The organism is Nitrospira lenta (assembly GCF_900403705.1).
Classification (GTDB): domain Bacteria; phylum Nitrospirota; class Nitrospiria; order Nitrospirales; family Nitrospiraceae; genus Nitrospira_D; species Nitrospira_D lenta.
Genome location: NZ_OUNR01000022.1, coordinates 26,976 through 50,817 on the forward strand (window position 1 = coordinate 26,976; position 23,842 = coordinate 50,817).

Consider the following 23,842-nt stretch of genomic DNA (forward strand, 5'->3'; position numbering starts at 1 on the left):
TCCGCATACCCGCGCACAGACATTTCCGATCGCTTCACCACCTCTGGGAGACTTTATGTATTGGATGCTTGTTCTTATGATCACGATGCTCATGGGCGCTCCCGCATTTGCCGACGGCGGCCATGACCACCATGCCGTGCCGACGCTGAAGAATCAGACCACGACCACCGTCACGATTAAGGACGACACCGTCACCCTAACCTTCGGCCCCATCGATCTCCCCACCAGCCACGATGGCGACCTGGCCGCCTCGATGCCCAAACATAACTTCCAGCTTCCCGAAGATATGTACATGGTGGGATATAAATCAGCGGTCTTCACCAAAGAAGGCAAGGAACTCCCCAGAAATTATCTTCACCATATCTTGATGATGAACAACACTAAACCCAGCGTCTCCTGCCAAGGGGAACCGCTATTCTTTGCAGGCGCCGGCCTGGAAATGACCGAGGCGCGTTTCCCGGATGGGTATGGGGTCAAGCTGGCAAAGGGCGATCATCTGATGTCCGTCGTCGCCTTCTATCACAAAGCTCCGCCGACGAAAAATGTGATGGCGTCCTTCACCATGTATATGGCGCCGAAATCAAAGCCGGTGAAGGAAATGGAGGTCTATCAGGTAGGCGTGAATATCGTATGCTACAGTAAATTCGGCTCACGCGGCGCGGATCAAACGGACGAAGGCATTGAAATCAGACCGGGAGTCCAGGTCCATACGGCGCCGCTGAAGTTCTCCATGGACGGATGCGTCAAATTTGCATATCCGCACGGTCACGATGAACTGCTGATGATTGCGCTCGAAGACAGAGTGAACAAGCGCACGCTGCTCCGGACCGTACCGGATGTGGACCTTGATGGCACCTTCCGGGAATTCCCACCCCACCAGGTCTATAAGGACAGTCACGGATTCTCCGTCATGCAAACGGGCGAGTACGATATGGTGATGGTCCATCATCATCCGCTGCAGAAGACCGAATTCCAACACGGCATGGGCAACTATCTCCTCTATATGACTCCGGGTGCTTGCCACACCACCGATATCGCACGAGCGATTCGCTAAGCGCGCCGTTCCCTCGCTCATGACGCCTGCCGGCCTTCGTCCTGTGACGTGAGGCCGGCAGGCGTTTCTTTTTTCGCGTCACACACCAGCCTCCGTCCCAAATTGTTCGTTCAGAAAAGTGCGCGTCGATCACCCCCTACGAAAGAACCGCGCCTACATGTTGATTGAGGCTGTGATTGAGACGCCGCGATATGGTATTCAAGACGGTAAACCGGCGCGGGGTGCCGCTTTGAAGTCCATCCCCTAGGGGACAGCTCGCGCATCACCGCACGCAGAGGATTTTTTATATCTATCCCTCTGGGACTGGGCCGACTCGGCGTCCCCAGCAACACGAAAGTGGTCCATGCCGCAGAGTGAGCCCATTGCTATCCTGGTCGTCAATGAACAGGCTGACGAAATCAAGCTCGTCACACTGAGCCTGCGCGGATTCTTCCCCGATTGCCGGGTTGAATCGGTCTATTCCGCCGAAGAAGCCCTCCGGTGGGTGAATCGTGCTGAGTGGGATCTGATCCTGATTGATGAACGACTCGGGCTCCAGAGTCGTCCGTCGTTGGTGACAACCCTCAGAGAGCGCCTCCCCACCACCGAGATCGTGCTTCAGACCGACCGGAGCGATTCGACCGCCGCAGTCACGGCGCTGCAAGCCGGCGCCAATTTTCTCCTCTTCAAAAAATCACCCGCGTTTCTGACCGAATTGGTGCTCTATACCAAAAGCGCCATTGAACAACGCCATCTCCGCGCCACCTTCGCACAGACGCGTGATCGGCATACTCGCTTACTGGAAACGCTCACCGATGTGTTCTACGAAGTCGACAAGGATGGGCAGTTTGTCTTCATTAGCCCCGGGATCACCGCACTCCTGGGCTACCAGCCTGAAGAACTGACCGGCGCACCTTTTTCCAAACTGATTCCCTCCGATCAACAGGCGCACGCAAAATATCGCATCAATGACCGCCGTACCGGCCCGCGGGCCGCGCGCCGAGTCCTACTTGAATTGCTCAAAAAACATCACGCCACAGACTCCGGCCCCACTCGCGTGCAGACGGAAATCAGCGCCAAGGGGCTCTACGATGCACGCCGTCACTATACCGGCACTCTCGGACTCATCCGGGACATGACTGGGCATCTCGCACAGACCGAGACCATTCAGCGCCTTGAAACCAGACTGCTCGAATCGGATCGCCACCGCGCGATCGCGCAACGTTTGACCAGCTTGTCCCATGATCTGCACGCGCCCCTCTCCGCCGTGTTGACCCACTCCCAGCGACTCCTGGAAACAATTCGTGAGGCCCAGCTGGATACCCGCCTGGAAAGCCTGACCGTGCAAGCGCGGGAGGCCTCGGCATATGGAGACGCACTGGCTCAGGCCGTCATTGATGCCGGGCTCACTGAAGATACGCTGGATCAAGCCATTGCCGAAGCCCTGGCTCCCGTTGCTCATCTCAACATCGTGCAGTACCGCGATACCACCGGGCTCTCGGACATTGGCAGTGTACGAACCATCTGGGTGCGGGTCATTCAGATAGTGGTGATCCAGGCGATTCGCCAGATGGCCGCCCGCCACACGATGCATCGACTGGACATTGTCACGCAAATCGTTACGGCTACCGGTGCACCGATCGATTCGGCGCCAGGCCTCTTTCCGGCTCCGGCACCCCGGGAGGTCGAGATCCTGATTCAAGAAACCGATTCCGCGGCCACTCTCACGGCCGACTTACTACCAGTCTCCTCGGATCTTATCCAAGCTTATGAAGACATCGGCCAACTACAGGGCCGCATGGAATGGTTGGCCCCGGCGAGACAGCCGCTCTCAATCCGCTTGTGGCTGCCAATTCATGAAGCGCCTCAGACACCGGAGACACCGGAAGAAGCGGCGCCAAGCCCGCCCGAGCCACCCGCAGCGGCACCCGTCGACACTCCCGTGGAAGTTCCACTGCCGCCACCTTCAGACACCCCACTCCAGGATCGAAGGATGGCCGTCCGCGCAGCAGTCCAACTTCCTGCGCGAGTGACCGTCGGGCCCTCAGTACGCGAGGGAACCGTTCACACGCTGAGCCTGACCGGAGCTACCGTTACCTTGACGGGACCGCTCCCGAATCTGTCTGAGCAATCGGCCTACTTGGTGTTCAAAACCGTCGTCGGAATCCTGGAACTTCACGCCACCATCCACGAACGCGGCATGCAGACCAAACCATCCGATGACGCAGGAGAGCGCCCGGTCCTCGCATTCGAATTTTCTCCGCCCGGCGAGACTGAACGAAAGGTCCTCGGCTCCTTTATCGAAGCCGCTCAAGACGGAAGCCTGGCGATCAGCCTTGAGGCGCTGCTGTCACAACCGGATGATGTCGCGCTTCCCGACCAGAGCGGTCCTGACGGCAGGCTCGTCGACCATCGAGAAGGCATCCGGGTCCGGGTCGCGCTTCCGGTACGGATTGAAGGGGCTCATGAACAGAACCCTGCCGCTCGGCAACTCGGACTGGCCGTGAACTTTTCACGCGGAGGAGCCTGCCTGCAGGCCAAAACGCTTCCCGGTCGCGTGGGTGAGACGATCGTCTTGCATTTTCCTCACGGCAACGGGCAGGGTCATTCGCAACCGCACGAGCCCGCCGCACCCGACGCTGTCCTCCCGGCACAAATCGTGTGGACTGCTCCAGACGCCACCACGCCTTCCGAGCTACGCCCGACCCACACGGAACCGGGTCAACGCTTCGGCGTCCGTTTCATTGAACTGCCGGCCTTTGCCGAGCGCGAGGTCAATCGCGTCGTCGCCCAACACATCGGTTCGTCCATCGACTTGGATGGGATCGCCGGCCGTGCGGCCGTTGTCAGCGCCAGACGAGAATGTCGAAATGTGCGCGGCCAAGTCATCGCCATTACCGATGATCACGCGCGCCATCAGATTTCTCCGAACACGCCCATCGTCATTCTCTCTCCCGGCTTCGGCTGCACCCAGACCGACTACGTGGCCTTGTCGGAATTCCTGGCGCTCAATCGGCTCCGCGTCCTGCGCTATGACCATAGCAACCATGTTGGACAAAGCGATGGCGATGTCCTCCAGACCACCCTGCGGAGCATGCAAGCCGATCTCCAAACGGTGCTCGAGTTTGCCCATACGACGTGGCCGACGGCCCCGCTCGTCATTCTGGCCGAAGATGTCGCGGCCCGAGTCGCACTGAAAGTCGTCGCGCACCGTCCTGTAGCCCATCTACTGCTGCTGGCCAACCCGGTGCTCGACATTCAGACCGCTCTATCCACGGAGCACCATCATGATCTCCTGGCCGATTACCAGCACGGCCTCCGACGCGGCAGCGGAAATGTGTGGGGTCTCAATGTCAATCTCGATCAGTTTCTGAGCGACATCATCGCCGGTCACTATGACACGCTGGCAACGACGGTGACCGATCTGTCCGCACTAACCGTCCCGCTGGTCATTCTGAACTCCCCGTCAGCGGCACCCTCGATGCGGCATTCCTTTCCCAGCCCGGACGAATCACTTCGAGCCTTACCGGCGATGCCGACCACCGTCTCAATTCCCAGCGCGTTGTCGGTTACCGGTCGGACCTTCGACGCCCGTTTACTCGCGTCATTCCGCGCGCTCTTCACAGAGATTGCTCGCGTATGCTTCTCCGGAGACGCCCAGCCAGCCATACACACACCGACCAATGCTGATATTTCCAAACAGTATCTTCTCGAACGTGAGCGCATTCGGATCCGTCACCACGTCTCACAATCAACTCGGGACGCCTTATGGATCGCGCATCTTGCCCAGCTTCCGCAGCTCGGCGCGTTGCACTCCCATGCGAGACTGCTGCAAGAACTGTATCAACAGGCTCTTCCGCTTGAACCGGGCATGCGCATTCTGGATATCGGCTGCGGCGCGGGAGAATTCGCGCACACCCTCGTCATCAATCATATGTATCACCTGCTCCACGCATCACATGCACCGCAACGCGCCATCCACTATGTCGGCATCGACCAGTCTCAGGAAACGGTAGCCTCGGCGGAACAAGCCTTCACAGTGCTGCATCAAGAGTTACAATCTATGTTTTCCAAGGTCGCCGCGCCGACGGCCGGGGTGACGACTGAGTGGGGAACCCACATCCCGTCCTCACATGATTCCGCCGACCGGATCGTCAGTCATCTCGCGCTATCCTTTACCTCCTCTCCACTCACCTTTCTACGGCAAGCGGTCCGGACGCTCACGCAAGAGGGACGCCTCATCGTGACCTGTGTGCAGCCGCACACAGACCTGGCCACGCTCTATCGTGAACAACTTCATCACGCCGGGCAGGATGAGTTGTCCCCTGCAGCCCAAATTTTCCTCCACTATCTCGGACGGCTCCACGAAGCGATTCGCCATGGACTGCTGCACTCCTTTGATCGAGCACAACTGTCCGACCTCTTGACCCATGCCGGGGCAACCCCCATTCGAATCGTGCCCGTCCTGAATGGACAACTCCTCCTCGCTACCGCCCGAAAGGGGAAATCCGCTGGCTGAAACCTCAGTCGGTGTGTATACTCGCCCCTGTTACCAAACATCCTCTTCTTCCCCGATTCCCCGGCCTCATGCCTGGAAAGAGGAAGCACGACTACTCCTCTGGATAGATATGACTGACCACCCTCTTCGCCAGGTTACCCCTTCATCCATCACGCTCACTCCCCTCCAGAGACTAACCCGGTTTGCCCAGGATATGGGAACATTCACGGACCGCACCGTGATCGCCGAGCGCATTCTTTTCGAACTCTGTGACGCGACCTCCTCCCACCAAGGCGCGCTGTACTTGCTGGATCGTGAGCATGATCAATATGAGCGTATGATGACCCTCGGCATGTCGAACTCATCGACGGCGTTTCCCTCCTTGGCTTCGGCTCATCCGCTCATTCAATCACTCGCCCGTGAACATCATATTCTCTCGATTGCAGACGTAGCGGATATCCCCCCGATCACGCCGAAACTAGCCGCCGCCTTACAGGCAGTCCACTCGTCATTGGCCATCCCGCTTCTCAACAAAAGCCGATTGATCGCCGTGGCGTTGCTAGGTATCCCCTCAGGCCGTCCGCTCGATCATGCGGATGGACGGGACCTGCTCACCGCTCTGGCACAGAGCGGGGCTAATGCCCTGGATTCCATCCTGGTGAACGACGATCTCCACCAGTCTCAAACGCTCATGCGCCGCACCGACCGACTCCGCTCGTTGGAAATCATCGCCGGCGGGTTTGCTCACGAAATCAGGAATCCCCTGACGTCGATCAAAACTTTTATCCAGTTGGCCCCGGAACGAAAGGACGACTCGGAATTTATTCATGACTTCAGCCGCATCGTGCTGGACGACGTGCACCGGATCGAACGGCTGATTCAGGAAATTCTGGACTACGCCCGCTACATGGAGCCGAAGTTGACGGATGAGGATCTTAACGAGATCGTGACCTCCTGCCTGTACTTCATCGAAGTAAAGGCGGACAGCAAGCGGATCAAGATTGAAAAACAGTTGGCGTCTGAGCTTCCTCGTGTCATGTTAGATCGTCAACAAATAAAGCAGGTCCTGTTGAACCTGTTGCTCAACGCCATCGACGCAATGGGCGACGGTGGCGGGCAGCTGAGGGTTCGCACGCACCGCATCACGAAACCGGGGACAGCGGTGTGGACCCAGATTGAGATTGAAGATAGTGGTCCGGGTATTTCCAAGGTCAATCTGGAGCATATCTTCGATCCGTTCTTCACCACGAAGCACACCAGCGGTGAGCATGCGGGGACGGGCTTGGGATTGACGATTGTGCATCAGATTATCCAAGAGCATCACGGTGAAATTCAGGTCGAGAGCACCGAGGGAGTGGGAACCACGTTTTCCGTGAATCTTCCGGCCCTCCCAATAGACTAGGAGTACTGTGGAAAGTCCAGCCATGAAAAAACGCGTTCTCTTGATCGATGACGAAGCCCGCGTCCGAACGTCACTGAAGATGGTGCTCGAGCCTAACTACGAAATCCTCCAGGCTGCGGATGCCCAGGAAGGTCTCGATACGTTTAGAAAAGAAGGGCCCGATCTGGTTCTGCTCGATGTCGTTCTCCCAGGGACCGACGGACTGGCCGTGTTGGAAACACTACGTTCTGAAAGCCGGATGACGCCCGTGATCATGCTCACGGGCACCAAGTCTGTCAAAACCGCCGTCGATGCGATGAAGCTGGGCGCCGCCGACTATTTATCCAAACCCTTTGATGTCGAAGAATTGCGCATTGTCGTGGATCGAGCGCTGAGCTCGCAAGCGCTCGAACGGGAAGTGAAACAACTCCGAGCGCAAGTCGTCCAGCGCTATGCCTTTCACAACCTCATCGGCAAGAGCCAGGGGATGCAGGAAATCTACGCGAAGATCGAACAAGTGGCGGACAGCCGAACCACGGTGCTAATTACCGGCGAAAGCGGAACCGGAAAAGAGCTCGTCGCCAAAGCCCTGCACTACAATAGCGGGCGACGTGAACGGCCCTTTATTGCGCTAAATTGCGCGGCCCTCCCGGAAACGCTGATTGAGAGCGAGCTCTTTGGCCACGAGAAAGGCTCCTTTACCGATGCCACAGCCAGGCGTGTCGGGCAATTTGAACTCGCCAATACCGGCACCTTGTTTCTGGATGAAATCGGCGATCTCAGCGCCATGACGCAAGCCAAGCTCCTGAGAGTGCTCCAAGAACGGGAGTTTACGAGAATCGGCGGCGTCCAATCGATCAAGGTCGATGTCCGAATCGTCGCCGCCACTAACAGAAATCTCGAAGACATGGTGCGCAAGGGACAATTTCGAGAAGATCTCTACTACCGCATCAACGTCATTTCGCTGTTTCTTCCGCCGCTCCGTGAACGTGGAGAAGACATTCCCCTGCTCGCCAAGCATTTCCTTGCCAAACGAGTCGAGGAAGAGAAACGCCCGCATATCGAATTCGGGAAAGAAGCCCTAGAGGTCCTGACGCGCTATCCTTGGCCGGGAAATGTCCGGGAAATGGAAAATATCATCGAGCAGGCCTTCATCTGGTCGCAGAATTGCCCGCAGATTACCCAGGAACATCTGCCGACCATCATGAAAAGCGACTCGCGATCATCCTCACTCCGCGATGACACCCTTGCCGGCCGGATGTCTCTTGAAAAAGCGGTCATGGAATTCGAGCGGGAAATCATTCTCGATGCCTTAAAACGAACAAACTATGTCCAGACCCACGCAGCCAATCTCTTAGGAATCAGCCGGCGGATGCTGAAATACCGGATGGACACCTTAGGAATTGGCCGACCGGACAGTGGGAACAGCCAAGAGCCAGATCCTCCCGTGCAGGAATAACACACCTCCCTGTATCGACCGCGTCATTTTCAACACAGAGACGAAACTCTTTCGTCCAGCCAGCTACGTAGTCAAACGTTCAAGTAATCTACATATAGACTTTCTACGTAGACTCCCCCCTGCGGATTGATCATCCCGAGTAAGTGCCTGAAAAGGAACAAGTATTGCTTGACAGGCTACGTAGTTGGGGGTACATGAGCATGATGGACACAAAAATTTCTCAAGACGGATCACAAACAAAACCGACGATTCTTGTTGTCGATGACGAGGCCGGACCGCGTGATGCGCTCAAAGTCATCTTGCGGCCCTTCTTCAACATCCGCTCAGCCGACAACGCGCAGGCCGCACTCAACGTCTTGAGCCATGAATCCATCGACCTCATTACGCTAGATCAGAAACTCCCCGATCGCCAGGGCATCGACCTCCTGCAGGATATTAAGCACGATCACGCCGATATCGAAGTTATCATCATTACCGGCTACGGAAGCCTGAAGTCCGCCATGGAAGGCATTCGCCATGGCGCCGCCGGCTATCTGCTCAAGCCATTCAATGTCACCGAACTGATTTCCCTCATCAGCCAGACACTTGAGAAAAAACAACGCCTCGACCTCCTCCGGAAGGTCCTGACCAATTCGGCTGCCTTATGGGCCGGGGATGAAGAAGGACGGCGCGCGTGGGAGACTTTGAAGACCAGCTATTTCGCGATTGGTAAGCGGGAGGAGCAAGATAGCCCATCTGGCTCGCCAGACATTCTCCCCCTGCTCTCAGATCTCCTAGAAGCCAAGGATCGGCACTTGCTGAATCATTGCAGCCGCGTCAGCTTCTACGCCACGTTGCTCGCCAATCGCCTCAGCTTGACGCTCGCCGAGCAAAAGTCCCTGGCTATCGGCGCCTTCCTACACGATATCGGCAAGGTCAGCCTCAAGAATTATCATTATTCTGATGAGCCGATTCTGCCTTCCGGAGAAAGCGCCTACTCCAAAGAACATTGCGAAGCCGGCGCACGGATGATTCTTCCGCTAGAGTATCCGGCTGAAGTCGGTCAGATTATTTCCTATCATCATGAGCGATGGGATGGATCAGGCTATCCACATGGACTTCAGGGGGAAGGCATTCCCTTGTTGGCAAGAATCGTCAGTATCGCCCAGATGTTCGATCACCTCACCGCTGAAGTCCCTGGACGATCACCACTCCCGGTGGATCAGGCCATCCAGCAAATTGCCCTTCAGGCCAATACCTACTTCGATCCTATGCTGGCGGATCAATTTGCCCGGGTCGCGACCGAATGTAAGGCATCGCTTCCAGCCATGGCGATCGCGACCACGCCGAGCGGCGTGTCCGGCCAGTAGAAAAATCACCCCGGCCGCTTCATCATTCCCCGGCATCGGCAATAAGTTCTGCCGCCGTTTCACGTACTTTCTTCGTGACCGTCAATCCGCCTAACATTCTGGCAATTTCATTCTCCCGTCCCTGACCAATCAGCGCATGCACGGCTGTCACAGTCCGGTTGCCGTCCTGCGACTTCTCGACGCAGAGATGCTGCTGCCCCTGTGCGGCGACTTGAGGAAGGTGGGTAATACAGAACACCTGATGATAGCGGCCTAACCCACGGAGGCGCTTGCCGATGGCCGCAGCCACCGCTCCGCCCACTCCGGTGTCGATCTCATCAAAGATCAGTACAGGGACGTGATCTCGCTCTGCCAGCACCGTTTTCAACGCGAGCATGACCCTGGACAACTCTCCGCCTGAGGCGACTTTTGCGAGAGGCTTTGCTGGTTCCCCTGCATTCGTCGAAAGACGAAACTCCACCTGATCAATCCCCTCAGGACCGAACTCCAGCTCGCCGGCATCCGCGGTCACGTGGATCTCGAAGACAGTCTGCCCCATTTTCAGCGCCTCGAGTTCCTGACGCACCACTTTGGCCATGCGCTTGGCCGCTTCCCCACGCTTTACGAATAATTGCCTCGCCAGAAGCGCCAGATCGGCCTGTTGCGTATGGATGCGTTGGCGCAGTTGAACCAATTGTTCATCGGAGCCTTGCAATTGTTCCAATTCAGCTTTGATATTCTGATGAGCCCCCAGTACTTCTGGTAACGACCCACCGAACTTCTTTTTTAATTTCTGGAGGACCGCCAACCGATCCTCAATCACGCCCAGTCTTTCAGGATTGGCTTCGACTCGCTCAGCATAGTCCCGCAACTGCCCCGCCATTTCCTTCAACACCACTTTGGCTTCAACGGTCAGCCTAGTCAGCTCTCCAATTGTAGAATCAATCTGGAGCAACTGACCCAAGGCCCGCTCCGTCAATGCCAGCTGAGCCAAGATACCCTGCCCTTCCGCATTCACCCGCTCCATCGCTTCAGCGGCTAACGCACCGATCTGCTGCGACGAACTGAGGCGACGACGCTCGTTTTGTAAGTCTTCGTCCTCTCCCTCCCGCAACGCAGCTTCGTCCAATTCGGCACATTGGAACCTGAGTAATTCTTCACGCTGCGTCCGATGCTGGGATTCACGAATCAATCGATCGCGCTCCTCGCAGGCCGCCTTCCAGGCCTCATACCCTTGTTGATACGCGGCACAGCGTTCTTGGAGATTGCCGAAGGCATCCACGACGCTACGCTGTGTTGCCGTAGCCAAGAGTGATTGCTGATCATGCTGCCCGTGCAAGTCCACGAGCGTACCGCCCAGTTCTTCCAGAGCATGCAGCGAGCTCATGGTTCCGTTGAGGTAGACCCGGTTACGTCCGGATCGGGCAATGACCCGCCGCACAATCAACTCTGAATCTGTAGGGCCCAGGATTCCTTGATCTCGGAGACGAGCTTGGAGGGGATGGTGGTCGGGCAGATGAAAGGCCGCCTCAAGAGACGCCTCTTCCGTCCCAAAACGAATCTGGTCGGCGGACGCTCGTCCGCCGACCAGCAGGGCAATGGCATCGATCAGAAGGGATTTTCCAGCCCCCGTTTCTCCGGTGAGAACGGTAAAGCCAGGCTCAAACCGTAGGCTGAGCTCTTCTAGAATAGCGAAATTGACGATGCGCAGCTCGGTGAGCATGGCTGCGTGCGTGCGAACGCCCTACGCGGTCCCCGCGTGTTGGGCCAACAATGAATCAATCGTTTCTTTGAACTGACGCTTCGGACGCGCCCCAACCAGCTTTTCCACAACCTGGCCGTTTTTGAAAAACAGAATCGTCGGGATACTCATCACCTGATACCGCCCGGCGACTTCAGGATTTTCATCGGTGTTCAGCTTCCTGACTTTCAGCTTCCCGGCGTATTCCTTGGCCAGCTCATCAACAATGGGCGCCACCATCTGGCAAGGTCCGCACCAGACGGCCCAGAAATCGACCATGACAAGCTCACTGGCCTTCATCACGTCTGCATCCCAGGTGGAATCTTCAACTTTTAATGTATCACCAGCCACGTCCGGAACCTCCTTCAGCTAAGATACCGACGATAAGAATCAAGAAGTGCATCGTACCCCACCCCCATTTAGGGTGTCAAATGAGGTGCGGACCGCACTCACTCAGATAGATTCATCGGACGACGCCATCATCGCCCCGGAGCGCCACCCGTCGATGCGCCAGACTGAAACCGTCCGTAGGGACCAGTCGGCGAGGCCCATGGCAATCCGCGCTCGCCCCATAGCAGCGGACTGAGGATTGACCGCATCACCTGGGTCCCGAAGTTCTCCGTCCAACCGATACCGGTCAGATTCAGCATGAAGTTGTACTGCGCCCGATCCGGGAATTGAAGATAGAACAGGCCAAGAGACCAGCATTTGCAGGGGTTCTGATACAAGGCCACGATGTCATACTCAGGGCTCCTTTTCGTCTTGAGATCGTAGTAGCCCTTCGCCCCGATCGTCCATCCCCAAGGAGTTCTGAACCCGCCTCCCGCCGTCGCAAACTGAATCTCCGGCGTCGGGGCATACACTTCGTTGAACGAAATAGGGTTCCAGATATCTCCCCGCCGCTCGCGATTGCCATCCCGGGAAAACCGCTGCCCGACTTCAAGATACCAATTGGTCGATTCTTGAATTCGAAGATCCGTATTCCACTGGCTCAATTGCCCTCGATAGGGATCGAAAAACGCATCAACCGTCAGATACTGATTGATCGTCGGGCGCTGCGTCCCGAAGTTTCCGGCTCCCCGCCCGAACGCCTGAGCTGCCATTTGCGATTGAGTGAATTGCGGAGCCGTATTGCCGATGACCGCCCGCATCCACACATCGGAGAATTTTCGACCTTGCACCGCCACCGTAGCAGGCTGCAACGGTTGTGTGAGGGAGCCCAGCGGCGGAGTCACACCCGGACCGAAGTCGCGGGCTCTCGTCTGCACCGCCCCGGCATGGTAACTCTGCGCGACGGTCAGATCCAGCCAATTGAAGGTATTCGTTCCATCGTGCTCCAGTACACGATTGCGCAGCGCATAGGTCAGAAGGTTTTTCTTCGGCAGATCATCGATTTGATCGATCTGCGCGATCTTCGATTGATCGGTCCCCGGCACATATTCATACATGACCGTCGGCTCAATCGTATGAAGAAGACTGCCGCCACCGTCCAAGCCGAATCGCCGGCTCAACTTCGACGTGGCATCGATTCCGGCCCAGAAAGTTTCTCGATGGAGCGACGCATCAGATTGCGCGCCACGGGTATAGTAGACTTCACGAAACTTCGCCTGCGGAGTCAGACCCACGACATGCCCCAAATCAATGACGTCAGTGGAAATCCCCGGCACGACATTCACGCGATTCAACGAGAACCCTTCTTCCCGGTAAAAATTGACGAAGTCCCCTTCCATCCCGAACAACAAGGGCGAGTTAAAGAGCGGGACATTCGGCAAGGTGTAGCCGGTCTCGGGAAGCCGCTGGAAGGTATCCCTTCCTCCGGACTGAAGCGGTTGCAGGTATTGCCCGAGGATGTACGCATTGCCGTACGGCAGCCGCTGATTCAGCAGCAGGTTCGACTCGTTGCTGGGTAAGGCTCGCTGGCTGCCTGAGTTACTCAACTGCTGGAGGTAGTTGGGATCGGTGACAAAATTCGCATTCCCCCGTAGCAGCAGCGTTTCGGTAAACTGCTGCGTGTGCGTCCCGGCAATAAGCGCGCGCGCCTGCTTCACATCCGAACTGGTCTGATCGACCCCGGTGACATTCGGCAGCGCAGTCTGCTGCAGATAGCTCACGTACCACTGACCCCGGGATTTCTGGTCGATCACATAGCGATATTCTACATCGCTCCCGTAGCCAAGCTTACTGTAGTAGGACGGCGCGATGGTCAAGTCCTGGCTCGGATTGATCGCCCAGTAGAAACTGTCCTGGAGGTGTACGCCGAATCGACTATCGAAACCCACCTGAGGGACCAAAAACCCGCTCCGCCGGTTCGACAAGGGATAGGTGATCGTGGGAAACGGAACGACCGGCACATCCGCAACGCACAGCCAGGCCCCTTTCAACGCCAACGTGTCTCCGACGTTCAAATCCATATCGTCAAACTTGAACCGCCAGGCCGGCACCTCCCCGTCCTGCGCGTCACAATTCGTAAACGCCCCTTCCTTCACACGATAGTGATATTCGGAGAACCGCTGCAGCAGACGCCCACCCACGAGCGTATTGGATTGAGGGACATAGAGCTGCCCATGGGTAATGACACCGGCCTCGGTATTCACATTGAAGTCCATCCGCTCCGTCGTCACGTCGGCCTGCGGATCCGTCAAATGCACGTGCCCCGATGCGTGAACCACCCCAGAGAGCGCTTCAATCGTGACGTGGTCGGCGGTCAGACGCATGGTGCCCTGCAGGATCACCACAGACCCATCCGCCTCGTATACCTCTTGGTCCTGCCGATAGTCGATTCGATTGGCCGTAACATCGAGAGGAGCAGAACCGGATGCCGAGGTACCCGGCACAACCGACTTGGATTTAGCCCAGACGAGACAGGGAAAGCAGAACAGAAAAACCACCGCGAAAACACAGAGTCTGCCCGCTGTCCATGACCGTCCACTCACCATGCTAACCCCTGAGCGGAGACAAGCCACAGCCGCGGACCAACGCTTTCACTTCGCCCACCAGCATGAGCGATCCGGTGACACAGATCAGATCCTGCACGGTCGCCCGGGCTTTTGCCAGCGCCAGCGCATCCGCCGTGGACGGAGCGACGTGACACGGAGAGAACCGGAATCCAACCGTCTCTCGCAGTTCCTCCACAGACGCCGAACGGGCCATATCCACCTGCGTCAATATCGCTTCAGAGATCAGCCGGTAGAACGGCTCGACAAAGCGCGCGTGATCTTTGTCACGCATCATGCCCAAGACAAGAATCAACCGAGACTCCGGTCGCGATGCGCACCACTCCGTCAAATATTCGGCCAACACATGGGCTGCGGCCGGATTGTGGGCTCCGTCGAGCAACAGAACCGGACCTCGCTCCACCACTTCCAATCGCCCTTCCCAGAGCACCGACGCCAGCCCCCGGCGCACCGCCGCCTCATCAACCGATATCCCACGCCCTTCGGCCGCGTCGAGCAATGCCAGAGCACAGGCAGCATTATCCAGCTGATGGCGTCCGGCAAGCGCACTGGTCAATCCGTCGAACTCCCTGGATCGTCCGCGATACGACACGGCTCCCAGCCCAGCACTGGCTGCATAAAAATCGGTCCCCAGTCGCGTGAGTGGCGCCTCGCGATCCATCGCCGTCCGACGAATCACTTCCCACGCCGGCCCGTCGATGCGACCCACGACGACCGGGATGCCCGGCTTAATAATCCCGGCCTTTTCAAATGCGATAGCGTCTTCCGTCGTGCCAAGATATTCCTGATGGTCCAGCGCAATCGTGGTAATCGCACAAGCCACTGGCTCCACCACATTCGTTGCGTCGAACCGGCCGCCCATCCCAACTTCCAAGACCGCCACATCGACTCCGGACTCGGCAAAATGGAGAAACGCCATCGCCGTCGTCAGCTCAAAGAACGTCGGGGTCAGGCCGGATGGCACGCTCGCCTGAAGCTGTGCAGTGAGCTCCGCCACCTGCGCTTCAGCGATCATGGTCTGATTGACACGGATCCGCTCGCGAAAATCGACGAGATGCGGAGACGTGTATAACCCCACCCGATAACCGGCCGCCTGCAGCATGGCCGCCGTCATGGCCGCCGTCGACCCTTTGCCGTTGGTGCCGCCGATATGCAGACTCCGGAACCGGCGCTCGGGATGGCCCAGCCGGCCCAAGAGCGTCCGCATGGTCTCAAGCCCCAGCTTGATTCCATGTTTCTGGAGTCCGTAGAGATACTCGATGGCGGATGAATAGGTCATGCACTGAGCCGGGCAGGATGCACTGCACTAGAAATGAGCAACGAGAGTGCCGAGGGTTTCTTTTAACTGTTTCCGCTCGACGATCATATCGATCATCCCATGCTCAAGGAGAAACTCCGCCCGCTGAAACTGATCGGGCAACTGCTGCTTGATCGTCTGCTCGATCACACGGGGGCCGGCAAACCCGATCAAGGCCTTCGGTTCCGCAATAATCACATCGCCCAGCATCGCAATGCTCGCCGTCACTCCCCCGAAGGTCGGATCAGCCAAGATGGAGATAAACGGCAGCTTGGATTCACCCAGCTTCGCCACGGCCGTCGACGTTTTCGCCATTTGCATCAACGAGAGAATGCCCTCCTGCATGCGCGCGCCGCCCGACGCGGTCACCAAGACCACGGGACGCTTCTTCTCCAGTGCGCGATCGACTGCCCGGCAAAACTTTTCCCCGACGACCGATCCCATGCTGCCGCCCATAAAGCTGAAGTCGAACACACAGAAAACGACCGGCTGTCCATCGACCAATCCTTCGCCGATCATTAAGGCATCCTTGCGTCCGGTTTTTTCCTGCTGCGCCTTGACCCGATCTCGATAGGACTTCGTGTCGTGAAAATTGAGGGGATCCTTGGCTTCCAACTCCGCATCCCACTCCTTAAACGTGCCAAGATCGACGAGCAACGCGATCCGCTCCATCACGGAGATGGGAAAATGATAATCGCACTTCGGGCACACCTTGTTGTTCCGATCGACTTCCTTGCGATAGACGATTTCCCGGCAGTGGTTGCACTTGAGCCACATCCCTTCAGCGCCTTTGGATCGCGGCGGCACTTCGGAGCCGGTCGTTTTCTGCTTTTTAAACCAGGCCATAGTCGTATCCTCTTCGCTCGAACGATCACGATCAGACGCGCACGTCACACACCCCTCACAGGGCACCGAAGAATAGCATAGCCGCCAAAATGACGCACGCGCAATTCAACGGGAAACACGTAAAGAGGAACGGGAGCTAGAGGCCGTCCGGAGAGAGAACCAATCGATACAACATCCACAATCCAAGCCCGACACTCCCCAGACTCGCCGCGCTTTGCACTGCAAAAAATGCCCGCTGGCCGACAGCCTGTGAATAGATGACCGGCACACTCAGCGTCAGCCCGATCATCAGCATACCGCCGATTGAACCGAGACCAAACACCGCGATGTAGAGTAACCCCTGCGCGATGCCGCTGGTATTCGAGGCGATCACCAGCATCAAGGCTGCAGACCCTGCCACTCCGTGGGCCATCCCGATCAAGAGCGGCCGGAGCGACTGCCTGGTCCAATGCGGATGGGCATGATCCTCACGCCGCTGATGGCTATGCAAATGCACATGCGGCTCGCCGTCATGGACGTGACGATGGAGATGCCATCGCTCACGAAACAGTTTGAGCGCCAGCGTGCCGCCCAACACAACAAGCAAGAGCCCCACCCCACATTCGGCCAGCAGAGCCAATGGTTCAGGAATATGAATTCCTGACACCAATACCACAGCACCGACAATCAGCAGGGTCAGGGTATGCCCCACTCCCCACCAAAGACCCACCAGACCGGAGGCGCGCATGGAGGGACGCTCCGCCAGGACCGTAGACACCGCCGCCAAATGATCGGCGTCGAGGGCATGGCGCAGCCCAAGGACAAATCCGACGGTGAGAAAGGTCAGCAGGTTGAATTCAAACATGAAGCCCCTTACCGGGGTAATGCACAGACATCGGTTGTGCGGACCGAGGATCAGCCGCCACGGGCATGCATTTCCAGATGCGGATCGCCCCGGAGTTGATCGATGCCGATGAGCTTGCCGTTGCGCAACCCGACCTCTTCCAACGCCTTGCGAGATTCGGCCCCCCGATCGCGCCGGTTTTGCCACCCTGCGCCGATCAACTCACGCATCCGGTCAGGACTGGCACCGGCGCGCATAGGTTGCCGAAGGTCCGTTCCCTTCGCCGCATAGAGACACAAATACCACATCCCGTCGGCAGTCACGCGGCTTCGGTCGCAGGTCGCACAGAACGGCTGCGTAGTCGACGCGATAATGCCGAAGGTGGTTCCGTCAGGCAACAGGAACCGCTGGGCCGGCGCGGTCCCACGCCCCGGCAAGGGAACGATCGGGCCATAGTGCTGCGTCAAGGTCTCAAGAATCGCCGCCTGCGACAGCACCTTCGCCATCGCCCAATCATTGGCCCCGCCGACATCCATATATTCAATGAATCGCACCTCGGCCCGATAGTGCTTCGCAAACTCGATCAAGGCGACCAGCTCGTCATCGTTAAATCCCCGGATCGCCACGGTGTCGAGCTTGAACCCGGTAAAGCCCGCTCGTCCGACCGATTCAATCCCTTCAATGACGCGCGCAAACTCATCCCGCCGCGTCAGCTGACGGAACCGTTCGGGGCGCAGCGTATCCAGACTCACCGTCACACGATGCAGCCCGGCCTCGTACAACTCCTGCGCATTATCCGCGAGCAAAATGCCATTTGTGGTAAGCGCAATCTCCGAAATCCGCCGGTCTTGGAGCAGCAGACGAACGAGACGGGATAAATCACGACGCAACAGAGGCTCACCGCCGGTCAGCCGGACCTTATCGACGCCTAAATCGGCAAAATAGCCGGTCAGCGTCGCCATCTCCTCGAAGCTCAAGACATCTTCGCGCGGCAGCCAGACATAGTCTTCTTCCGGCATGCAGTACTGGCAGCGAAGATTGCACCGATCCGTAACGGAGAGCCGCAAACTGCCCAGTGGGCGGTCGTGGGTATCCACTACTTTTTTGAAAGAAGAGAAACTGTCAGGCAATTGCGACATGCGTGTAACTCATCGCCCGTTGCGCACGACAAACTACGGATGCTCTTCCACCCACACTTCACCCTCGGGCGTGCGTTCGAGCTTCCAAATAGGAGTAATCTGCTTCAACTCATCGATCGCCCACTTGCAGGCCTGGAACGCCTCCGCCCGATGCTCGGCACCGGCGATAATCAGCACGATATTCTCACCGATCGTAATTTCGCCGTAGCGGTGAATGATCAGCAACTCCAAAATGTCGAAATCTTTCAGCGCCCGCTCGCGGATCTCACGTAGCTTCTTCTCCGCCATCCCTTCGTAATGCTCGAAGGTGATGCTATCGACATCCCGACCTTTCGAGCGATCGCGGGCGATCCCCAGAAACGTCGCAATCCCGCCGATCCGCTTCGACCGGCTCTTCACCCGATCAAGCTCTTGGTCGATGGAGAAATTCTCCCGCTGCACCCGAACGAACTGGCTCTCGTCTATCGGTTCCATACCTGATCCACCTGCGAATGGAGGAAGCAATGCAATCTCATCACCGTCTTTGATTTCTGTCTCCTCGTGGGCAATCTCCTGATTGACCGACACCAGGACCTTCTTCTTATGAATCAACTCCCCGACCTGCGGATATTCGCGATCAAGAATCTCAACCAAATCTTTCACTCGCCGCCCATTCGTCAAGGCCAGAGAGAGAGACCCTTGATTCCTGGCCAGCACCTTCGTCATGCCGAACAGCTTGATCGTAACCATGATTTCAGTCAGGCCTCGTATAGGTTCCCGACTTACCGCCTGACTTTGAGAGCAAGCACACATTCGTGAAGCTCATCCCGCGATCGATCGCCTTGCACATATCATAGATGGTGAGCGCCGCTACGGACGCTGCTGTCATCGCTTCCATCTCCACACCGGTCTGCCCCGTAGTCTTGACCGTGGCGTAGATATGGATGGCACAGAGGCCTGCCTGGTTCGGCTGAGATTCTTCTTTGAAAGAGATATCGACGCTGGTAATCAGGAGAGGGTGGCACATGGGAATAAGGTCTGGGGTCTTCTTGGCCCCCATCACCCCGGCAACCTGGGCTACCGCCAGCACATCGCCCTTGGCGATCTTCCCGCGCTGAATCTTCTCCAGCGTGGCCGGAAGCATCAAGACAGTCGCCTGCGCAGTCCCGACCCGTTCGGTCGAGTCTTTCGCGCTGACATCGACCATCCGCGCCCGGCCCGACTCGTTAAAGTGTGTGAACTCAGCCATTTCTCTCAATGAATCAGCTGGTTATACATTGCGCCGATCGGTCATTATAGAAAGCGGCAGAAAACAGAGTCAATAGACGAGAATTTGAGAGGGCGCATGGGAATCTTCCTACTCTGAAATACGCACACACTGATCGCCTGCTCAGCTTAGGCCCGAGCCAGGCCCCGCGGGCACAACAGAAGATGGCCGCGGTTCCAAGGCCATCTTCTTGCTTATGCATAATGGAACTATGCAAATCTGTATTGGACACCAATCAGACAATCAGACAATGGGAAAGGTTGACAAGTGAACACCCTTCCGCAAGAATCGCACGCCTATATTATTAGGTAGCGATGTATCCTACGCCAGTTCACCTACTAGTTGGCTAAAACACGATGCACTTCCATGGACTCCGAGAACCCCTCGTCGTGGCCGCAATCATGCTGACCATATCCCAGGAAATCTGCCAGGCACAAACGGCTCCGCCCCCTGTGCTCCGCACCTCACAGTTTGATCAGCGAGTGCTTGAGACCGTCGTCTCGATCGAACGGAGACCATCACCCGACAAAGAGATCCCGGTAGGCACTGGCTTCATTGTACGTTCCAGTCGGAACCATCTGATCCTTGTCACGGCAAAGCATGTGGTGATCGACTCTGACGAGAAGCTGGTTTCCGATCTCGTATACCGCCTCAACCGCATTGGTGGATCAACACAATTAGTGAGGGACGCTGACCTTGCACAGATAGGAGTCGGATCTTGGTTCCTATCTCCGCAGCACGATCTCGCCGTACGCTTCCTGCCAATTGTTCAGGAATCTCCAGTCAAAGCCATTCCGTTAGACCGATTCGTCGAGGAACCCCAGGTTGAAGCTGGCACCCCCCTCGCCGCGCTGGGATTCCCCATGGGACTCAGGTCTGTCGATCATTACAAGCCTATTGCTCGACGAGGCATGGTCGGTCGAGCAGACCCGTTGATGGTTCTCGCCGACCTCTTTGTTTTCCCCGGGAACAGCGGAGGCCCCGTTGTGTATGTCCCGATGTCCAAGACAGGTGACGTTTCCACCGATGGCGCCGAGATCGTGCGCCAGGAAATGTTAGTCGGAGTCGTCTCGTCCTTTATTCCTTATAAAGAAATCGCGGTAAGCGAGCACACGAAGCGCCCTCGCGTCGTATTCGAGGAGAACTCGGGCCTGGCCAACCTTGTGCCGGCGTGGATCGTGAAAGCTTTCATTACAACCGGCGACGTCATGTCGTTTGATGAGACGCTCAGCAGGAAGAGATGAAGTCCTCACCCAAATCTTTGCCTTGAGCGGACGACCCAGCGAGCTGCCGCAGAACTCCTAGATTGTTCGCCGTTTGAAATATCCAGATGACAGCACAATCACCTTGTTTCCTTGTTACTGCGCAAGAAAATGCGGGATAGTTCCGAACCTTGCACTTTCATCGGAAATTCCAGTGGGACAGGCGCGATCTCAAAAACTCCCTCTATTAGCTGACCATCATTACATATTCATATGATATGACAGACAACGAGCAAGACAATCGCGTCGATCTCACCCCCTACCAGGCGGCAGGCGGGCTTGAGGGCCTCACAAAGCTGGTGGACGAGTTTTACGTCAACATGGATACGCTGCCAGAAGCTCAGACCATCCGGAACATGCACCCCAAGGATCTCACTGTCGCGCGCAAGAAATTGACCTATTTTCTTAGCGGCTGGCTTGGAGGCCCGAAGCTGTTTCAGCAACACTATGGGCCGATCAGCATTCCCGACGCGCACAAACCGTTCTCGATCGGATACGAGGAACGCGACGCCTGGCTGCTGTGCATGCAGCGAGCCCTTGCCGCCCAGCCATACAGTACCGAATTGAAAGACTATCTCTTAGCGGCACTCAGCGTCCCGGCTGAACGAGTCCGGCAAGTAAACGCAGGAGAAGTTTGACAGCCACATACGACACGCGACAAGACACGTACCGTTCAAGACGAAAGAAAGCGGACAGCGAGCACGAAGGCGATCCAATTGCACATATCCGGTTCTTCTTACCCCTCCCCCAAGAGTGTGCCTCGGTTGGCTTTCCCTGCGCGCATTGACCGAGCACCGCCAATGATTTCACATCTAAATCGATCCCCGGTGCGCGGGCAGCGAGCAAGAAAGGCAGCCGGAGCATACCCGCCCTCCTTGACTCTTTGAAATCCGATCCTCGACAATGCCCGCATGTCAGCACACATCATCATTGAACGGCTGGAATTCCGTGGCCGCTGCGGCGTCACAGCAGAAGAACGGGCGAAGCCCCAGCCACTGGCAGTAGATGTGGAATTGGATGCGGCCTTCGAGCCGGCCGGCCACTCGGATCATCTCGTCGACACCATCGACTATGCGAAGATCGCACAACGCCTCGTCGAGATCGGTACGACGCAGGAAGCCTGCTTACTAGAAACTCTGGCGGAACGATTCCTGGCCATGCTGTTTACAGACTTTCCCATCAAACGGGCAAACCTCTGGATCCGTAAACTGCACCCGCCCATTCCGCATGTCACCCGCTCCGTCGGCATCAGGATCAACCGCACCAGGCTCGCGCAACAACTCAGCCATATCGAGCCGAAACCAGCCTCGTTTCTGGTCGAGCAACTACACCGACTTCCCAAAGGCCGGGCCTTGGATGTGGCGGCAGGCGGAGGGCGGCACTCGCTCTTTCTCGCCGCTCGCGGGTATCACGTCGATGCCATCGACCGCGACGAAGCTGCTCTTACCCAACTCGCTGCAGCCGCTGCAGCAACCGCACTCCCTCCGATCAAGACCAGAACAATCGACTTGGAGCAACCGGCGCCGTTCGATCCCGGATTCGGCCATGAGACCTACGATGTCGTCATCGTCTTTTTCTATCTGCATCGATCGCTCTTTCCCTTTCTCATTGATGCCCTCAAACCCGGCGGCCTGTTGATCTATGAAACCTTTACGATCGATAACTACACCCATCACAAACATCCGCGCCGGTGGGAGTTCTGCCTGGCCCACAATGAACTGCTGCGTATGACATCGACACTTCAAATCCTGCACTACGATGAAGGGGCTCACGACGGCGTGGAAGGTCCGCGCTCGACCTATACCGCACAATTGGTAGCCCGCAAGCCGCTGCGATCGGCTCCCTCGACATGAGCCGTATCGATCTCCATCTACACACGACCCATTCAGACGGCAGCCAGTCCCCAGCTGAAGTAGTCAGACTCGCCCATGAGGCAGGCGTCTCTGCCCTGGCCATCACTGATCACGACATCACCACCGGCCTTCCTGAAGCCATCACGGCGGGACAGGAACTCGGCATTGAGATCATCCCAGGAATCGAAATTAGCTCACGCCACGGTGAGTCGGAACTGCATGTCCTGGGTTACTTTCTCAAATGGGAGGATGCCCAACTCAACGCACGCCTGATGACGCTTCGAGAGGGCCGGCATCGCCGCAATCCCAAGATCATCGAGTTGCTGCAAGCTGCCGGCATCGACATCACCTACGATGAAGTGCGAGCCGTCGCAGGGAGCGATTCGGTAGGCCGCCCGCATATCGCCCGGGTGCTTATGGAGAAGAAGGTCGTGACAACAGCCAAGGAAGCGTTCGATCGATTTCTCGCCGAAGGCAAAGCCGCCTATGTCCCGCGAGACCTCCCCGCCCCTGTCGATGCGATCGGCTGGATCAAGGATGCCGGAGGGCTGGCAGTCCTCGCGCACCCCACCTGGGTCAAAACACCCGAAGGTACGCTGACTGACTTAGCCCGTCAGTTGAAAGGGCAGGGCCTGGACGGAGTCGAAGTCCACTACAGCACCCACACCCCACGACAGACCCGCGCCTATTTGAGTCTCGCGAAGCAATTGGGGCTCTTGGTCACGGGCGGCAGCGACTTTCACGGTATGACCAAGCCCGATATCGAAGTTGGAACCGGGAAGGGCTCGCTGCATGTGCCGGATCATCTGCTTCCGAAACTCAAAGATGCCGTCGCCAGGCTCTAGCGGGATGCTGAAGCCGCGATGCCAATACAAGCCTCATTGCCACGTTTACTCATTCATAAGTTTTTCCGCAGCCTGCTAACCCGCGCTCCCTGTGCGTTTCCCGCTATTCGTTGACTCTTCAGACCTATCCGTTAGAC

At 57.3% G+C, this 23,842-nt stretch carries 18 protein-coding genes; 9 read left to right on the forward strand and 9 right to left on the reverse strand.

Features of this window, described 5'->3' with window-relative positions; translation table 11 throughout:
• Positions 1–55: 55 nt before the first annotated feature.
• From NITLEN_RS17295 to NITLEN_RS17315, 5 genes are all read left to right on the forward strand, one after another.
• On the forward strand, positions 56–1,054 hold the full coding sequence (locus NITLEN_RS17295) for a hypothetical protein (RefSeq protein ID WP_121990898.1): 999 nt from the start codon (positions 56–58) through the stop codon (positions 1,052–1,054).
• A 343-nt stretch (positions 1,055–1,397) separates the two neighbouring features.
• Positions 1,398–5,552, forward strand: coding sequence for a PilZ domain-containing protein (locus NITLEN_RS17300; RefSeq protein WP_121990899.1), 4,155 nt, complete (start codon positions 1,398–1,400; stop codon positions 5,550–5,552).
• A gap of 109 nt (positions 5,553–5,661) precedes the next feature.
• Positions 5,662–6,933 carry an ATP-binding protein gene (locus NITLEN_RS17305; RefSeq protein WP_181416966.1) on the forward strand — a complete coding sequence of 424 codons (1,272 nt, stop codon included), beginning with the start codon at positions 5,662–5,664 and terminating at the stop codon, positions 6,931–6,933.
• A gap of 22 nt (positions 6,934–6,955) precedes the next feature.
• Positions 6,956–8,371: a sigma-54-dependent transcriptional regulator gene (locus NITLEN_RS17310; protein ID WP_121990901.1), complete on the forward strand. Its 1,416-nt coding sequence runs from the start codon at positions 6,956–6,958 to the stop codon at positions 8,369–8,371.
• 200 nt (positions 8,372–8,571) lie between these two features.
• A complete protein-coding gene (locus NITLEN_RS17315) occupies positions 8,572–9,720 on the forward strand; it encodes an HD domain-containing phosphohydrolase (protein WP_181416967.1) in 1,149 nt (382 codons plus the stop codon).
• A 22-nt stretch (positions 9,721–9,742) separates the two neighbouring features.
• Here NITLEN_RS17315 and recN read toward each other — a convergent pair whose 3' ends face one another.
• From recN to moaC, 9 genes are all read right to left on the reverse strand, one after another.
• On the reverse strand, positions 9,743–11,422 hold the full coding sequence (gene recN / locus NITLEN_RS17320) for a DNA repair protein RecN (RefSeq protein WP_121990903.1): 1,680 nt from the start codon (positions 11,420–11,422) through the stop codon (positions 9,743–9,745).
• A 21-nt stretch (positions 11,423–11,443) separates the two neighbouring features.
• On the reverse strand, positions 11,444–11,791 hold the full coding sequence (gene trxA / locus NITLEN_RS17325) for a thioredoxin (protein ID WP_121990904.1): 348 nt from the start codon (positions 11,789–11,791) through the stop codon (positions 11,444–11,446).
• Between the two features lie 128 nt (positions 11,792–11,919).
• Positions 11,920–14,376, reverse strand: a complete 2,457-nt coding sequence (locus NITLEN_RS17330; protein WP_121990905.1) for an LPS-assembly protein LptD — start codon at positions 14,374–14,376, stop codon at positions 11,920–11,922.
• Position 14,377: 1 nt separating this feature from the next.
• Positions 14,378–15,673: a bifunctional folylpolyglutamate synthase/dihydrofolate synthase gene (locus NITLEN_RS17335; RefSeq protein ID WP_121990906.1), complete on the reverse strand. Its 1,296-nt coding sequence runs from the start codon at positions 15,671–15,673 to the stop codon at positions 14,378–14,380.
• Positions 15,674–15,700: 27 nt separating this feature from the next.
• The gene (accD, locus tag NITLEN_RS17340; protein ID WP_121990907.1) at positions 15,701–16,537 is read right to left on the reverse strand and encodes an acetyl-CoA carboxylase, carboxyltransferase subunit beta; all 837 of its coding nucleotides are present in this window, start codon (positions 16,535–16,537) and stop codon (positions 15,701–15,703) included.
• Between the two features lie 136 nt (positions 16,538–16,673).
• Entirely contained in the window at positions 16,674–17,381 is a 708-nt protein-coding gene (locus NITLEN_RS17345) for a HoxN/HupN/NixA family nickel/cobalt transporter (RefSeq protein ID WP_121990908.1), read from the reverse strand.
• 50 nt (positions 17,382–17,431) lie between these two features.
• Positions 17,432–18,499, reverse strand: coding sequence for a GTP 3',8-cyclase MoaA (gene moaA / locus NITLEN_RS17350; protein WP_121990909.1), 1,068 nt, complete (start codon positions 18,497–18,499; stop codon positions 17,432–17,434).
• Between the two features lie 33 nt (positions 18,500–18,532).
• Positions 18,533–19,228 (reverse strand): molybdenum cofactor biosynthesis protein, encoded by a 696-nt coding sequence (locus NITLEN_RS17355; RefSeq protein WP_181416969.1) that lies wholly within the window; start codon positions 19,226–19,228, stop codon positions 18,533–18,535.
• Positions 19,229–19,232: 4 nt separating this feature from the next.
• Entirely contained in the window at positions 19,233–19,727 is a 495-nt protein-coding gene (gene moaC / locus NITLEN_RS17360) for a cyclic pyranopterin monophosphate synthase MoaC (RefSeq protein WP_121990911.1), read from the reverse strand.
• 407 nt (positions 19,728–20,134) lie between these two features.
• On the opposite strand from moaC, the gene NITLEN_RS17365 reads away from it, so the two are divergent.
• From NITLEN_RS17365 to NITLEN_RS17380, 4 genes are all read left to right on the forward strand, one after another.
• Positions 20,135–20,989 carry a S1 family peptidase gene (locus NITLEN_RS17365; protein WP_181416970.1) on the forward strand — a complete coding sequence of 285 codons (855 nt, stop codon included), beginning with the start codon at positions 20,135–20,137 and terminating at the stop codon, positions 20,987–20,989.
• A gap of 236 nt (positions 20,990–21,225) precedes the next feature.
• Complete coding sequence (locus NITLEN_RS17370) at positions 21,226–21,645, forward strand: group II truncated hemoglobin (RefSeq protein WP_121990913.1); 420 nt, start codon at positions 21,226–21,228, stop codon at positions 21,643–21,645.
• Between the two features lie 273 nt (positions 21,646–21,918).
• Complete coding sequence (gene folB, locus NITLEN_RS17375; protein WP_121990914.1) at positions 21,919–22,860, forward strand: dihydroneopterin aldolase; 942 nt, start codon at positions 21,919–21,921, stop codon at positions 22,858–22,860.
• Positions 22,857–23,705, forward strand: a complete 849-nt coding sequence (locus NITLEN_RS17380) for a PHP domain-containing protein (RefSeq protein WP_121990915.1) — start codon at positions 22,857–22,859, stop codon at positions 23,703–23,705. Before folB ends, NITLEN_RS17380 begins: the two co-directional genes overlap by 4 nt.
• Positions 23,706–23,842: the final 137 nt, after the last annotated feature.

Coding starts and splice junctions, on each gene's coding strand:
- NITLEN_RS17295 (WP_121990898.1), top strand. CDS start 56: ATGTATTGGATGCTTGTTCTTATGATCACGATGCTCATGGGCGCTCCC.
- NITLEN_RS17300 (WP_121990899.1), top strand. CDS start 1,398: ATGCCGCAGAGTGAGCCCATTGCTATCCTGGTCGTCAATGAACAGGCT.
- NITLEN_RS17305 (WP_181416966.1), top strand. CDS start 5,662: ATGACTGACCACCCTCTTCGCCAGGTTACCCCTTCATCCATCACGCTC.
- NITLEN_RS17310 (WP_121990901.1), top strand. CDS start 6,956: ATGAAAAAACGCGTTCTCTTGATCGATGACGAAGCCCGCGTCCGAACG.
- NITLEN_RS17315 (WP_181416967.1), top strand. CDS start 8,572: ATGATGGACACAAAAATTTCTCAAGACGGATCACAAACAAAACCGACG.
- recN (WP_121990903.1), bottom strand. CDS start 11,422: ATGCTCACCGAGCTGCGCATCGTCAATTTCGCTATTCTAGAAGAGCTC.
- NITLEN_RS17330 (WP_121990905.1), bottom strand. CDS start 14,376: ATGGTGAGTGGACGGTCATGGACAGCGGGCAGACTCTGTGTTTTCGCG.
- NITLEN_RS17335 (WP_121990906.1), bottom strand. CDS start 15,673: ATGACCTATTCATCCGCCATCGAGTATCTCTACGGACTCCAGAAACAT.
- accD (WP_121990907.1), bottom strand. CDS start 16,537: ATGGCCTGGTTTAAAAAGCAGAAAACGACCGGCTCCGAAGTGCCGCCG.
- NITLEN_RS17345 (WP_121990908.1), bottom strand. CDS start 17,381: ATGTTTGAATTCAACCTGCTGACCTTTCTCACCGTCGGATTTGTCCTT.
- moaA (WP_121990909.1), bottom strand. CDS start 18,499: ATGTCGCAATTGCCTGACAGTTTCTCTTCTTTCAAAAAAGTAGTGGAT.
- NITLEN_RS17355 (WP_181416969.1), bottom strand. CDS start 19,228: ATGGTTACGATCAAGCTGTTCGGCATGACGAAGGTGCTGGCCAGGAAT.
- moaC (WP_121990911.1), bottom strand. CDS start 19,727: ATGGCTGAGTTCACACACTTTAACGAGTCGGGCCGGGCGCGGATGGTC.
- NITLEN_RS17370 (WP_121990913.1), top strand. CDS start 21,226: ATGACAGACAACGAGCAAGACAATCGCGTCGATCTCACCCCCTACCAG.
- folB (WP_121990914.1), top strand. CDS start 21,919: ATGTCAGCACACATCATCATTGAACGGCTGGAATTCCGTGGCCGCTGC.
- NITLEN_RS17380 (WP_121990915.1), top strand. CDS start 22,857: ATGAGCCGTATCGATCTCCATCTACACACGACCCATTCAGACGGCAGC.